This window comes from Bacillus sp. FSL K6-3200, from assembly GCF_038630485.1.
GTDB lineage: Bacteria > Bacillota > Bacilli > Bacillales > Bacillaceae > Bacillus > Bacillus safensis.
Genome location: NZ_CP152032.1, coordinates 1,425,971 through 1,440,756, shown reverse-complemented (window position 1 = coordinate 1,440,756; position 14,786 = coordinate 1,425,971). Strand labels below are relative to the sequence as shown.

Below are 14,786 nucleotides of genomic sequence, written 5' to 3'. Positions count from 1 at the left end.
AATGGTTAAGTTAGAAAGGGCGCACGGTGGATGCCTTGGCACTAGGAGCCGATGAAGGACGGGACGAACACCGATATGCTTCGGGGAGCTGTAAGCAAGCTTTGATCCGGAGATTTCCGAATGGGGAAACCCACTGCTCGTAATGGAGTAGTATCCATACTTGAATACATAGAGTATGAGAAGGCATACCCGGGGAACTGAAACATCTAAGTACCCGGAGGAAGAGAAAGCAAATGCGATTCCCTGAGTAGCGGCGAGCGAAACGGGAACAGCCCAAACCAAGAGGCTTGCCTCTTGGGGTTGTAGGACACTCTATACGGAGTTACAAAGGAACGATATAAGCGAAGAGGTCTGGAAAGGCCCGCCAAAGAAGGTAACAGCCCTGTAACTGAAATGTTGTTCTCTCCAGAGTGGATCCTGAGTACGGCGGAACACGTGAAATTCCGTCGGAATCCGGGAGGACCATCTCCCAAGGCTAAATACTCCCTAGTGACCGATAGTGAACCAGTACCGTGAGGGAAAGGTGAAAAGCACCCCGGAAGGGGAGTGAAATAGATCCTGAAACCGTGTGCCTACAAGTAGTCAGAGCCCGTTAACGGGTGATGGCGTGCCTTTTGTAGAATGAACCGGCGAGTTACGATCCCGTGCAAGGTTAAGCAGAAGATGCGGAGCCGCAGCGAAAGCGAGTCTGAATAGGGCGCATGAGTACGTGGTCGTAGACCCGAAACCAGGTGATCTACCCATGTCCAGGGTGAAGTTCAGGTAACACTGAATGGAGGCCCGAACCCACGCACGTTGAAAAGTGCGGGGATGAGGTGTGGGTAGGGGTGAAATGCCAATCGAACCTGGAGATAGCTGGTTCTCTCCGAAATAGCTTTAGGGCTAGCCTCAAGGTAAGAGTCTCGGAGGTAGAGCACTGATTGGACTAGGGGCCCCTACCGGGTTACCGAATTCAGTCAAACTCCGAATGCCGATGACTTATCCTTGGGAGTCAGACTGCGAGTGATAAGATCCGTAGTCGAAAGGGAAACAGCCCAGACCGCCAGCTAAGGTCCCAAAGTATACGTTAAGTGGAAAAGGATGTGGAGTTGCTTAGACAACCAGGATGTTGGCTTAGAAGCAGCCACCATTTAAAGAGTGCGTAATAGCTCACTGGTCGAGTGACTCTGCGCCGAAAATGTACCGGGGCTAAACGTATCACCGAAGCTGCGGACTGTTCTTACGAACAGTGGTAGGAGAGCGTTCTAAGGGCTGTGAAGCCAGACCGGAAGGACTGGTGGAGCGCTTAGAAGTGAGAATGCCGGTATGAGTAGCGAAAGACGGGTGAGAATCCCGTCCACCGAATGCCTAAGGTTTCCTGAGGAAGGCTCGTCCGCTCAGGGTTAGTCGGGACCTAAGCCGAGGCCGAAAGGCGTAGGCGATGGACAACAGGTTGATATTCCTGTACCACCTCCTCACCATTTGAGCAATGGGGGGACGCAGGAGGATAGGGTAAGCGCGGTATTGGATATCCGCGTCCAAGCAGTTAGGCTGGGAAATAGGCAAATCCGTTTCCCGTGAAGGCTGAGCTGTGATGGCGAGCGAAATTTAGTAGCGAAGTTCCTGATTCCACACTGCCAAGAAAAGCCTCTAGCGAGGTGAGAGGTGCCCGTACCGCAAACCGACACAGGTAGGCGAGGAGAGAATCCTAAGGTGATCGAGAGAACTCTCGTTAAGGAACTCGGCAAAATGACCCCGTAACTTCGGGAGAAGGGGTGCTTCTTAGGGTGTTAAAGCCCCGAGAAGCCGCAGTGAATAGGCCCAGGCGACTGTTTAGCAAAAACACAGGTCTCTGCGAAGCCGTAAGGCGAAGTATAGGGGCTGACGCCTGCCCGGTGCTGGAAGGTTAAGAGGAGCGCTTAGCGTAAGCGAAGGTGCGAATTGAAGCCCCAGTAAACGGCGGCCGTAACTATAACGGTCCTAAGGTAGCGAAATTCCTTGTCGGGTAAGTTCCGACCCGCACGAAAGGCGCAACGATCTGGGCACTGTCTCAACGAGAGACTCGGTGAAATTATAGTACCTGTGAAGATGCAGGTTACCCGCGACAGGACGGAAAGACCCCGTGGAGCTTTACTGCAGCCTGATATTGAATGTTGGTACAGCTTGTACAGGATAGGTAGGAGCCTTGGAAACCGGAGCGCTAGCTTCGGTGGAGGCATCGGTGGGATACTACCCTGGCTGTATTGACCTTCTAACCCGCTGCCCTTATCGGGCAGGGAGACAGTGTCAGGTGGGCAGTTTGACTGGGGCGGTCGCCTCCTAAAATGTAACGGAGGCGCCCAAAGGTTCCCTCAGAATGGTTGGAAATCATTCGCAGAGTGTAAAGGCACAAGGGAGCTTGACTGCGAGACCTACAAGTCGAGCAGGGACGAAAGTCGGGCTTAGTGATCCGGTGGTTCCGCATGGAAGGGCCATCGCTCAACGGATAAAAGCTACCCCGGGGATAACAGGCTTATCTCCCCCAAGAGTCCACATCGACGGGGAGGTTTGGCACCTCGATGTCGGCTCATCGCATCCTGGGGCTGTAGTCGGTCCCAAGGGTTGGGCTGTTCGCCCATTAAAGCGGTACGCGAGCTGGGTTCAGAACGTCGTGAGACAGTTCGGTCCCTATCCGTCGCGGGCGCAGGAAATTTGAGAGGAGCTGTCCTTAGTACGAGAGGACCGGGATGGACGCACCGCTGGTGTACCAGTTGTTCTGCCAAGGGCATCGCTGGGTAGCTATGTGCGGACGGGATAAGTGCTGAAAGCATCTAAGCATGAAGCCCCCCTCAAGATGAGATTTCCCATTCCGCAAGGAAGTAAGATCCCTGAAAGATGATCAGGTTGATAGGTCTGAGGTGGAAGCGTGGTGACACGTGGAGCTGACAGATACTAATAGATCGAGGACTTAACCTATATTCTAATGTGAAGCATGAACATTGTTATCTAGTTTTGAGAGAACATTCTCTCCATCAGGTTTGGTGGCGATAGCGAAGAGGTCACACCCGTTCCCATACCGAACACGGAAGTTAAGCTCTTCAGCGCCGATGGTAGTTGGGGGTTTCCCCCTGTGAGAGTAGGACGCCGCCAAGCTTTTATAAGGATCAGTTCCATTTGGAACTGGTCTTTTTTGTTTTTTCTTCTAACAGCATCATGATGTAAGCTGGGAACTTCTCTTCTGCAATCTCCATGTAGCGTTCAATCATGACGTAATCATCGCTAATGTATTGAGAAAGCAGCTCGTACCACCATTCTGTTTCGTAGCGGGCAATCATACTAAGGTTATACATCAATAAGTAATGGCTGATGATCTCAGGAATCCCTAGAAAAGCATCTCGTGTTGACGGTATAAACCATTGATCCATTTCTAAATCATAATGAAGATGAGTAGCAAGTGCTGGGTTTTCTTCAAGAAATACATCGAACGTCAATTGTTTAGCCTCTCTCTGTTTGAGTTTCCAGCTTGTATGGAACTCAAAGTATTCAATAAACCGTTCAGCAGACATGTTATAAAGTAATGGAATATGATCTTGAATCATCATTCCGTTAGCCTTTTCCACTTTAACTAATGTCGAGGGCTGCTTTTGAAACTCAAGAACATGACTCATTTCAGGTATTTTTGACAGGAGATGGATCATCGTAAATCGCTCATCTTCAAGACCATTTAAATGAAATAGATGCTTTAACACATGCATACACAGCCCATTTCTTTGGATTTTCACTTCATCTTCACTAAAACGGTAATGCTGTTTCTTTCTCTTCCTTGATGTTACGCCATGAGCTAAAACAGAGGTTTGAGAAGGATAATGGGGATCAACTGTCAGCAAACACGCTTTTAGCAGCTGCGCCATTCCATAAAACAATAAAATGGGTTTAAGTTCTAGAGGCGCGATCGCTGCCTGTTCATAGAACGTATGGCCATGTTTTAGAAAGTAAATAAATCGTTCACAGTTTTTATAGGCTTGCTGGTTTGCATCTTGAATGTTCCGTTTCTCATATTGTTGAAATAGAAACTTTTGGGAGGTTTCGAGCGAATAAAAACGTTTTAAATCCTTCCATCCTGAACTTTTCATGTTCTTCCTCAACTCTCTTTATATTTTCTAAAAATTGCAACTGTTTGTTGCTTCCTTGACATGCTGTTTCCTAGTTGATAATCTACATATAATATTTTGCCGAAAAGAGGGGGATTTACTAATGTGGGAAAGTAAATTTTCAAAAGAAGGTTTAACGTTTGACGATGTTTTGCTTGTTCCAGCAAAGTCTGAAGTACTTCCGCGTGATGTCAATTTATCAGTGGAGCTAACAAGCACATTAAAGCTTAACATTCCAATTATCAGTGCGGGAATGGACACAGTGACGGAATCACAGATGGCGATCGCAATGGCACGTCAAGGTGGTCTTGGTATTATTCATAAGAACATGTCCATTGAACAGCAAGCAGAGCAGGTGGATAAAGTAAAACGCTCAGAGCGCGGCGTTATTACAAATCCATTCTTCTTAACACCAGAGCATCAAGTATTTGATGCAGAGCATTTAATGGGTAAATACCGTATTTCGGGTGTGCCAATTGTCAACAACGAACAAGACCAAAAGCTTGTTGGTATTATTACGAACCGTGACCTTCGTTTTATTTCGGATTATTCAATGAAGATTAGCGACGTGATGACAAAAGAGGAACTTGTGACAGCTTCTGTTGGTACAACGTTAGAAGAAGCTGAAAAAATCCTACAGCAATACAAGATTGAAAAATTACCTCTTTTAGATGACGAAGGAACACTAAAAGGTCTCATCACAATCAAAGATATTGAAAAAGTGATTGAATTCCCTAACTCCTCTAAAGATGCACATGGCCGTTTAATTGTTGGTGCCGCTGTTGGTGTCACTGGCGATACAATGACACGTGTGAAAAAATTAGTCGAAGCCAATGTGGATGTCATTGTCATTGATACAGCACACGGTCATTCTCAAGGTGTTCTAAACACTGTATCGAAAATCCGTGAAACGTATCCTTCTCTTAACATCATTGCTGGTAATGTTGCAACAGCTGAAGCAACAAAAGCATTGTTTGAAGCAGGAGCAGATATTGTGAAAGTCGGTATCGGACCAGGATCTATTTGTACAACACGTGTTGTTGCAGGTGTCGGTGTACCACAAATCACAGCGATCTATGACTGTGCAACAGAAGCAAGAAAACATGGTAAAGCTATTATTGCAGATGGTGGAATTAAATATTCAGGTGATATCGTGAAAGCATTAGCATCTGGCGGACATGCTGTTATGCTGGGAAGCCTTCTAGCTGGTACATCTGAAAGCCCAGGAGACACAGAAATTTTCCAAGGTAGACGCTTCAAAGTTTATCGTGGTATGGGTTCTGTCGCTGCAATGGAAAAAGGAAGTAAAGATCGTTACTTCCAAGAAGATAATAAAAAATTCGTTCCTGAAGGTATTGAAGGCCGTACACCATACAAAGGGCCAGTTGTTGATACAGTGTATCAACTAGTTGGCGGTATTCGTTCTGGTATGGGCTATTGTGGAACACAGGATTTACGCACTCTTAGAGAAGAAGCACAGTTTATTCGTATGACGGGTGCAGGACTTCGTGAGAGCCATCCACATGATGTACAAATTACAAAAGAATCACCAAACTACACAATTTCTTGATAAATTGTGACAATCAAATTACATTTGACAGGGTCTATGACTCTGTCTATTTTTTTTGTCTTTATTGTGATAAAATTTATACTGTTGTGTTGAAACAAGCCCTTGTGGATTACATATATATGAAAAACGTCGAAAAAAGATGAATACGGAGGTATGACGATTGAACAGCAAGATGATGAAACAGCTTATGGTCTCTATCCTTGCATTGGCATTGATTGTTACAGCATTTACACCAATGTCCAAAGCAAAAGCGGCTGAAGATCCATTCAGTGTGAATGCGAAAGCAGCGATCCTTATTGAAGCTTCTACAGGTAAAATTCTTTATAGTAAAAACGCAGATCAAAGACTGCCTATCGCAAGTATGGCAAAAATGATGACAGAGTATCTATTACTAGAGGCGATTGCTGAAGGCAAAGTGAAATGGGATCAAAAGTATACGCCAGATGATTATGTATACGAAATTTCTCAGGACCGTAGTTTATCTAACGTTCCTTTGAGAAAAGATGGCTCGTATACAGTGAAAGAACTTTATCAAGCAACGGCTATTTATTCTGCAAATGCAGCAGCGATTGGTTTAGCGGAAGTGATCGCTGGATCAGAATCAAAATTTGTTGAAAAAATGAACGCAAAAGCGAAAGAACTTGGTTTAACAAACTACAAATTCGTGAATGCAACTGGTCTGGAAAATAAAGATTTACATGGCCAACAGCCAAAAGGTACAGGTCCTGATGAAGAAAGCGAAGTATCTGCAAAAGATATGGCATTGCTTGCACAACATCTCATCAAAGACCATCCAGAAATTCTTGAAACATCAAGTATTGCGAAAACAAAGTTCAGAGAAGGCACAGACGATGAAATGGACATGCCTAACTGGAACTTCATGCTTAAAGGACTTGTGAAGGAATATAAAGGTGTAGACGGTCTGAAAACAGGATCTACAGATTCAGCCGGTTCTAGCTTCACAGGTACAGCAAAACAAGGTGACATGCGTGTCATCGCAGTCATCTTGAATGCAAAAGGTAATCTTCATACAGCACGTTTCGACGTGGCGAAAAAACTGTTCGACTACGCGTTTAAAAACTTCACGATGAAAGAAATGTACAAAAAAGGTCAACAAATCAAAGGGCATGAAAGCATCGAAGTGGATAAAGGCAAAGACAAAGAAGTACCCGTCGTCACGAAAGAAGCATTTTCTGTACCAGTAAAAAATGGTGACGAGAAGAGCTATAAAGCAAAAGTAAATATCGAGAAAAAGAACCTAGAAGCTCCTACTAAAAAGGGAACGAAGGTTGGCATGCTGACGACTTCTTATTCTGGTGATGAGAAGGACTACGGCTATTTGAATAAAGACCAATCAGGTGTTGAGCTTGTGACGAAAACAGGCGATGAAAAAGCAAATTGGTTCATCCTTGCAATGCGTGGTGTAGGTGGTTTCTTCGCTGGCATTTGGGGCGGAATCGTTGACACAGTAAAAGGTTGGTTCTAATAAAAAAACTGCTCTCTATACATGAGAGCAGTTTTTTTATCGTTAAAAGAAGAGCGATTGCTTCTGATTTTGAGGAGTGGACAAGGCTTGCTGAAAAATATCACATAACTTTTCCACGCCCTCGGTCAATGCTTTTTCATTCACATAAGAAAAGCTGAGGCGGATATAATTCTGTTTCGGTTCCCCAGGATAACAGACAGAGCCAGGCAAAAAGGTAATTTGCTGTTTACGTGCCTCATGCAACAGTGCTCGTGTATCAACCCAGGAAGGGAAGCTAAGCCATAAATTGAGCCCGCCCTGTGGAATTTGCCACGTTACATCTTTCGGTGCATGCTTCGTTAACACATCCATCATCAAATCGCGTCTCACTTTCAAGGCGGTCCTTAGCTTCTTCGTATGATCAATCATTTTCTTTGATGTCAGAAACGGTAATATGGCCTTTTGTGTGAGGAGAGGGCTGCCTAAGTCATTATTGGCCTTTGCAGCTAATAAACGGTTAAATATCGAGCCTGACGCTGTGATAATCCCGATTCTGCATCCTGGAGCCAGTGTTTTACTTAACCCTCGTAAATAAATGACATGTCCATCATGATCCAGGCTTTTAATAGGTGCTGGCGGCTTCTTTTCAAAATAAAGCTCACGATATGGGTCATCTTCTACAATGAGACAATCTATGCTTTGAGCCAGTAAAAGAAGTTGTTTTCTGCGTTTCATTGACATACTGGCCCCTGTCGGACTGTGAAAAGTAGGAATCGTATAGATGAGCTTCGGTTTATATTTATCACAAATGCTTTGAAGCTGCTTCATGTTCATCCCTTCATGATCGACAGGGACGGTAATGATTCTTGCTCCTCTGCCCATAAAGACATCGATAGCCCCTGGATAGGTCGGTGCTTCCATAACGACCACATCATCCGGTCCAATAAACGTACGTGCCACCAAATCAAGCCCTTGCTGAGACCCACTTGTTACAAGAATATTTTCAGGTGTAGATGGCACATCCAACTTTTCTAAAAAGGACTGAATGACCTGTCGCAGCTGAAGATCACCTTGTATTTCTCCATACTTTGACATGATTTGAGGATGTCTGGCTAGTACATGCTGCATTTCTTTTTCTAAATATCGGTTTGGCAAAAGCCCTGGATCGATCATAGAGGAAGAAAGGTTAATGGCTTCTTCGACATAGTGATACTGAGCGAATTGAGACCGTGGTAAATAATCTGGAATCGACAACTGCCAATCGAAAGAGGTAGATGATGGAATCGGGATCTCTGCCTGCTCTTGCTGCTCATTCACAAAAGTTCCTTTACCTTGCACCGTTGTTAAATATCCGTCGTCTTTTAAACGGGTGTATGCCTTTGCTGCCGTGACAAGACTCACATTCAGCTGCTTAGCTAAATCACGGACAGTCGGCAGCTTTTCTCCTTGCTGAAGCAAACCCGATTGAATGTGATCGATGATTGAAAAGTAAATTTGATTTGAAAGAGATGTATCAGAGTGTCGATGGATATCAATATGCATGAAACCCCTCCAAAGAATGCAAAATTGTTATACATGAATTTTAATTGTTATAGCTGTATTATAGCATGTAAATCATACTTGAAAGAGAAAATGACATGTTTTTAGCTGGAAATCCTTTGTTTACAAGGGTTTATCCTTATTTCCCGTTTGGTTGAATTGTTATACTATTCTCTTTATTGTTATACTTTCTCGCTTGTATGATAAAGATGTTGAATCAATCGAATAGACAAATGGGAGGAAACTATTGTGAGCAATAAGGGAACTGAACGAGTGAAACGTGGAATGGCAGAAATGCAAAAAGGTGGCGTCATTATGGATGTCGTCAATGCTGAGCAGGCAAAAATTGCAGAAGAAGCAGGTGCGGTTGCAGTCATGGCACTAGAACGAGTACCAGCTGATATCCGTGCAGCAGGCGGTGTTGCCCGTATGGCAGACCCAAGAATCGTAGAGGAAGTACAAAATGCAGTAACGATTCCAGTCATGGCAAAAGCACGTATCGGCCACATCGTCGAGGCTCGTGTTCTTGAAGCACTTGGTGTTGATTATATCGATGAGAGTGAAGTGCTGACGCCCGCAGATGAGGAATTCCATTTAAATAAAAATGAATACACAGTACCTTTTGTTTGTGGATGCCGCGACCTAGGTGAGGCAACCCGCCGTATCGCAGAAGGCGCTTCTATGCTTCGTACAAAAGGAGAGCCTGGGACAGGCAACATTGTAGAAGCTGTTCGTCATATGAGAAAGGTTAATGCTCAGATTCGTAAAGTATCAGCCATGAGTGAAGATGAACTGATGACAGAAGCTAAGAATCTTGGTGCACCTTATGAATTATTGCTGCAAATCAAAAGAGATGGCAAGCTGCCAGTTGTGAACTTTGCGGCAGGCGGAGTTGCGACACCAGCAGATGCTGCGTTAATGATGCAGCTTGGAGCAGACGGTGTATTTGTCGGATCTGGTATTTTCAAATCAGACAATCCAGCTAAATTTGCAAAAGCAATTGTTGAAGCAACGACTCATTTCACAGATTACCGTCTCATTGCAGAACTTTCAAAAGAGCTTGGAACAGCTATGAAAGGAATTGAAATTTCAAATCTACTGCCAGAAGAACGTATGCAAGAGCGTGGCTGGTAATTAAGGGAGCGCAAACGAACATGCTGACAATTGGTGTACTAGGGCTTCAAGGAGCGGTGAGAGAGCATATTCAATCGATTGAAGCCTGCGGCGCAGAAGGAAAGATTATTAAACGCGTAGAAGAGCTAGAATCCGTTGACGGTTTGATTATCCCTGGTGGAGAAAGTACGACGATGAGAAGACTCATGGATACGTACCAATTCATTGACCCGATCAAAGCGTTCGCTGCTCAAGGGAAACCGATTTTCGGGACATGTGCCGGTTTGATTATGCTGGCAAAGCATATCGAAGATCGAGAAGATGCTCATCTTGGACTGTTAAATGTATCTGTTGCACGGAATTCTTTTGGCAGACAGGTAGACAGCTTTGAAGCAGATTTAGAAGTAAAAGGACTGGATGCGCCGTTTACAGGGGTATTCATCCGTGCGCCTCATATCATCAGCGCAGATGATAGCGTAGAAATTATGGCTGAATATGATGGCAGGATTGTGATGGCGAAAGAAAACAATATCTTAGGCTGCTCCTTTCATCCAGAGCTGACTGACGATCACCGGTTAACACAGCTGTTTGTAGACATGGTGAAGTCCTACAAAACGAAGCTTGCTGTATAAAACGGTTGAAAAGAGATAAAACTTATAGTACATTAAAAACACAATCAAAGATCGAAAAAGCGTTGACGGGAAATAGTAAGAAGCCCCTCTTTCTCAGAGAGCCGATGGTTGGTGAGAATCGGTGAAAGATGCATTCTGAATCCATCCTTGAGCGAAATGCTGAAACAAGAGAAGTAAGCATTTACGGTGATACCGTTACAGAGGAAAGAGGAAAGCATGCTTCTGCATGTTTTCAATCAGGGTGGCAACGCGAGAGCTCTCGTCCCTTTCATGGGATGAGGGCTCTTTTTATTTTTCGATAAAAAAAGGAGTGTTATACATGCTGGATATTAAACAACTGCGCACGGACTTTGATCAAATCAAAGAAAAATTAGCACACCGAGGCGAAGATTTAGCGGATTTTGATAAGTTTGGTGAGCTAGATCAAAAAAGAAGAGAATTAATCGGGAAAACAGAAGAATTAAAGAGCCGAAGAAATGAAGTATCACAGCAAGTAGCTGTTCTAAAAAGAGAAAAGAAAGACGCCGATCACATTATTCAAGAAATGCGTGAGGTAGGAGATGAGATCAAGAAGCTGGATGATGAGCTAAGAACAGTAGAAGAAAGCCTGCAGCACATCCTGTTCTCAATTCCAAATATCCCTCATGACTCTGTACCAGTTGGTGAAACAGAAGACGACAACGTGGAAGTGAGAAAATGGGGCGAACAGCCAGCCTTCTCATTTGAGCCGAAACCACATTGGGACGTAGCTGATGAGCTCAACATCCTTGATTTTGAACGTGCAGGAAAAGTGACAGGAAGCCGTTTCGTTTTTTATAAAGGGCTTGGCGCACGCTTAGAGCGCGCATTGTATAACTTTATGCTTGATTTACATGTGGATGAGTTTGGTTTTACTGAAGTGCTTCCACCTTATATGGTCAACAGAGCAAGTATGACAGGAACTGGGCAGCTTCCAAAATTCGAAGAGGATGCCTTTAAAATTCGCGAAGAAGATTACTTCCTCATTCCAACAGCCGAAGTGCCGATTACCAACATGCATCGTGACGAAATTCTCGATGGTGAACAGCTGCCAATCAACTATGCAGCATTCAGTGCTTGCTTTAGATCAGAAGCTGGATCTGCCGGCAGAGATACACGCGGACTCATTCGTCAGCACCAATTTAACAAGGTAGAGCTCGTGAAATTTGTCAGACCAGAAGATTCTTATGAAGAATTAGAGAAACTAACAAATCAAGCAGAAAAAGTTCTTCAGCTATTGAACCTGCCATACCGTGTCATGAGCATGTGTACTGGAGATTTAGGCTTCACAGCTGCGAAGAAATACGATATCGAAGTATGGATTCCGAGCCAGAATACGTACCGTGAAATTTCTTCTTGCAGTAACTTCGAAGCATTCCAGGCAAGACGTGCAAACATTCGTTTCCGTCCAGAGCCTAAAGCGAAGCCAGAACATGTCCATACATTAAATGGATCTGGATTAGCAGTAGGAAGAACCGTAGCGGCTATTTTAGAAAACTATCAACAAGAGGACGGCACAGTGATCATTCCAGAAGTACTGCGTCCTTACATGGGAAATAAAGAAGTGATGAAATAAGATGCCGTCAAGGCATCTTATTCTTTTTACCAAAAGTCCTACAGTTTTCCTGAATTTAGCCGATAAAAAGAGTAAAAGCTTCTAGGAAAGAAGGAATAACCTTGAATAGGCTTGACTATTATGTTGAAATGGCTCAATTACTTAGAAAGGTACTAGATGAAAGTATTCTTTTCGGCATCACGGATACAGAGAAGGTACTTTGTTATTACCCGTCTAACACAATAGATTTTGGTATGAAAGTTGGGGACCCATTGAACCCAGAAGACCAAAATGTGGCGACGACATTAAGAGGACAAGAATATGACGGTTACTTACCAGAATCACTATATGGTTATGAAGTTGCTGTAAAAGGTTACCCGATTTTTGATGAAAATAGAAAAGTCATCGGCTCGTTTTTAGTGGCATTTACATATCATCGTGAAAAAAAATTAAGCGGTTATATGGAGCAAATCAATAAAGTAGCGAAAGAACTCCAAGGTGGAATTGAGCAAATTGCTGCACATTCACAAGAGCTGGCTGCTACAAGTTTAGAAATAAGCGAACAGGCAGGAAGAGCAGAAGAGAAATCTGCGAATATTGAAGAAGTCGTCAAAACCATTGGCGGGATTGCTAGACAAACAAATCTGCTAGGTTTAAATGCTGCAATTGAAGCTGCAAGAGCAGGTGAGAATGGAAAAGGGTTCGCTGTCGTGGCTGATGAAGTGCGTAAATTATCAGATGGCTCGAAGGAAGCGGCTGAAACCATTAATACTTTTTTAAAAGAAATCCAAGACAGCATTGGCACTTTGTCTGAAAACATCTCACAAATCAGCAGCTCAACAAATGAACAAGCCGAACAAGTGACAGACTTTACGAAGATTATCGAATCATTAAATGAGTTTAAAGTAGAGATGAATCAGTTTATTGAAGAAATGAGACAGGATACAAAATAGATCAAGAGCAGCCATCAATTGCTGCTTCAGCGTGTAGACAAACCCTCGCATTCGTTGTCAGGTCTGCGCTTCGGTGCTCACGAATGTCAAATTCGCTCCGCTCCGGTGCTCGTCCTTCCTAGACTGCAAAGGTTTTCTATCACGCTGAAAAGAAGACAAAGGGCTAAAATCAAATCATTTTAGCCCTTTGTCAACAATCTGGAGCAGCCGTCAAAGGCTGCTTTTTTATAGGCAATTATCATGCCGAAATCACAAATTGAATTTTTTTTCGAAAAGATGTTGACTTCAAATAAAATGATATGGTATATTAATTCTTGTCGATACGGAGGAATACCCAAGTCCGGCTGAAGGGATCGGTCTTGAAAACCGACAGGGGTGTCAAAGCCCGCGGGGGTTCGAATCCCTCTTCCTCCGCCATATTGATTTTTTACCTTAGTTGAATTGAACGCAAGCATAAAAATTGGAAATTGTCAAACCGCTGCATTTCGCGAATGCAGCGGTTTTTTTATTTTGTTTTAGAGCGATTTTTTTGAATAACAGAAGCGATTTCATGAAGAATGGGATCAAGTGAACTTTCATCATGAAATAGGTCGTAATCTTCAATATTAATTTTAATCACTGGGCATAAATCAAATTGTTCGATCCACTCTGTGTATCGAGTGTACATTTCTTCCCAATAAGCCCGGTCAGTTTGAGTTTCCATCTCTCTGCCGCGTTCTTCAATACGATGTAAAATATGATCTAAATCCCCGTGCAGATAGATGAGGACATCAGGGTGAGGGAAGTAAGGTGTCATCACCATCGCCTCAAATAGGCTTGTGTACGTTTCATAATCGACCTCAGACATCGTACCTTTGTCCGCATGCATTTTTGCAAAAATGCCAGTGTCCTCATAAATGGAACGATCTTGTACATATCCTCCACCAGATTCAAAAATCCGCTTTTGCTCCTTAAAACGCTCAGCTAGGAAATAGACCTGTAAGTGGAAGCTCCATCTTTGGAAATCTGAATAAAAAGGCTCTAAATATGGGTTATCATCTACTTTTTCAAGAGACGTTTGAAACCCTAGCTTGTCTGCTATTGTTTTGGTCATAGTGGATTTGCCGACACCAACAGTCCCGGCAATTGTGATGACTGCGTCCTTTGGTATTTCGATCTTGTTCATAGCACTTGCTCCTTTATGTTCTGTACAATTTGCTGGTAATCTTGCTGTGAGGAAACGAAGTCTGTATGATCTCCTTCAATTGTAATGATAGGAAGCCCTGGCTCAGTCTGTTTTAAATGTTCAATGGCCAGCTCATAATCTTCAATGAGTGTTTTTAAATAAGCTGGGTCAATGTCTTCTTCAAAAGAGCGACCTCTCATCTGTATTCTTTCAAGTAAGGTGGGAAGGCTGGCTTTTATATAGATCATGGCATTTGGTTTAGGAAGATCATCTGTTAGCAGGTGATAGATCTTTCTGTATTTATCCATGTGCTTTTTGGATAATGTTCTTTCTGCAAATATCATATTTTTATAGACGTGATAATCAGTGACAACCGGCTGCTGTTTACTCACATAGTTTTCTTCTATTGATTCTAATTGTTTGAACCGATTGCATAAAAAGAACATCTCAAGCTGAAAGCTCCATTGTTCCATATCTTCATAAAATTTATCTAAGAATGGATTTTCTTCTACAATCTCTTTTACTAAAGGGAATTGAAATTCCTTCGCAAGCATTGTAGCCAAAGTTGTTTTTCCGGCTCCAATTGGGCCTTCCACTGCAATAAAAGGGGCAGGATACATAGGCGTTCTCCTCTATCTATAAAGTTAAAGTTGTCAAACCAATGTAT

General features: G+C 43.4%; 10 protein-coding genes, 1 tRNA gene, 2 rRNA genes and 1 other annotated feature. Of the genes, 9 read left to right on the top strand and 4 right to left on the bottom strand.

Going from position 1 to position 14,786, the window contains the following annotated elements:
- Positions 1-3 precede the first annotated feature (3 nt).
- Together MHI60_RS07320 and rrf are read left to right on the top strand one after the other, a co-directional pair.
- Positions 4-2,934, top strand: a 23S ribosomal RNA gene (locus MHI60_RS07320).
- Positions 2,935-2,995: 61 nt separating this feature from the next.
- A 5S ribosomal RNA gene (gene rrf, locus MHI60_RS07315) occupies positions 2,996-3,111 on the top strand.
- Between the two features lie 11 nt (positions 3,112-3,122).
- Here rrf and MHI60_RS07310 read toward each other — a convergent pair.
- A complete protein-coding gene (locus MHI60_RS07310) occupies positions 3,123-4,091 on the bottom strand; it encodes a YaaC family protein (RefSeq protein WP_048240379.1) in 969 nt (322 codons plus the stop codon).
- A 121-nt stretch (positions 4,092-4,212) separates the two neighbouring features.
- On the opposite strand from MHI60_RS07310, the gene guaB reads away from it, so the two are divergent.
- The gene (guaB, locus tag MHI60_RS07305) at positions 4,213-5,679 is read left to right on the top strand and encodes an IMP dehydrogenase (RefSeq protein ID WP_048240380.1); all 1,467 of its coding nucleotides are present in this window, start codon (positions 4,213-4,215) and stop codon (positions 5,677-5,679) included.
- Positions 5,680-5,839: 160 nt separating this feature from the next.
- Positions 5,840-7,165 carry a D-alanyl-D-alanine carboxypeptidase family protein gene (locus tag MHI60_RS07300; protein ID WP_144473138.1) on the top strand — a complete coding sequence of 442 codons (1,326 nt, stop codon included), beginning with the start codon at positions 5,840-5,842 and terminating at the stop codon, positions 7,163-7,165.
- Positions 7,166-7,207: 42 nt separating this feature from the next.
- Here the strand turns inward: MHI60_RS07300 and MHI60_RS07295 are convergent, their stop codons facing one another.
- Entirely contained in the window at positions 7,208-8,686 is a 1,479-nt protein-coding gene (locus MHI60_RS07295; protein WP_144473139.1) for a PLP-dependent aminotransferase family protein, read from the bottom strand.
- A 246-nt stretch (positions 8,687-8,932) separates the two neighbouring features.
- On the opposite strand from MHI60_RS07295, the gene pdxS reads away from it, so the two are divergent.
- From pdxS to MHI60_RS07270, 5 genes are all read left to right on the top strand, one after another.
- Positions 8,933-9,817, top strand: a complete 885-nt coding sequence (gene pdxS / locus MHI60_RS07290) for a pyridoxal 5'-phosphate synthase lyase subunit PdxS (RefSeq protein WP_047203776.1) — start codon at positions 8,933-8,935, stop codon at positions 9,815-9,817.
- Between the two features lie 20 nt (positions 9,818-9,837).
- On the top strand, positions 9,838-10,428 hold the full coding sequence (gene pdxT / locus MHI60_RS07285; protein ID WP_098677510.1) for a pyridoxal 5'-phosphate synthase glutaminase subunit PdxT: 591 nt from the start codon (positions 9,838-9,840) through the stop codon (positions 10,426-10,428).
- Positions 10,429-10,481: 53 nt separating this feature from the next.
- Positions 10,482-10,698 (top strand) — a binding site (T-box leader).
- A gap of 49 nt (positions 10,699-10,747) precedes the next feature.
- Positions 10,748-12,022, top strand: a complete 1,275-nt coding sequence (serS, locus tag MHI60_RS07280) for a serine--tRNA ligase (protein ID WP_039175845.1) — start codon at positions 10,748-10,750, stop codon at positions 12,020-12,022.
- A 101-nt stretch (positions 12,023-12,123) separates the two neighbouring features.
- A complete protein-coding gene (locus MHI60_RS07275; RefSeq protein WP_095407519.1) occupies positions 12,124-12,954 on the top strand; it encodes a methyl-accepting chemotaxis protein in 831 nt (276 codons plus the stop codon).
- Positions 12,955-13,278: 324 nt separating this feature from the next.
- A tRNA-Ser gene (locus tag MHI60_RS07270) sits at positions 13,279-13,371 on the top strand.
- Positions 13,372-13,459: 88 nt separating this feature from the next.
- On the opposite strand, the gene MHI60_RS07265 is transcribed toward MHI60_RS07270, so the two are convergent.
- Both MHI60_RS07265 and MHI60_RS07260 read right to left on the bottom strand, forming a co-directional pair.
- A complete protein-coding gene (locus MHI60_RS07265; protein WP_095407520.1) occupies positions 13,460-14,119 on the bottom strand; it encodes a deoxynucleoside kinase in 660 nt (219 codons plus the stop codon).
- Complete coding sequence (locus MHI60_RS07260) at positions 14,116-14,739, bottom strand: deoxynucleoside kinase (RefSeq protein WP_095407521.1); 624 nt, start codon at positions 14,737-14,739, stop codon at positions 14,116-14,118. The genes MHI60_RS07265 and MHI60_RS07260 overlap by 4 nt, the downstream gene beginning before the upstream one ends.
- Positions 14,740-14,786 lie beyond the last annotated feature (47 nt).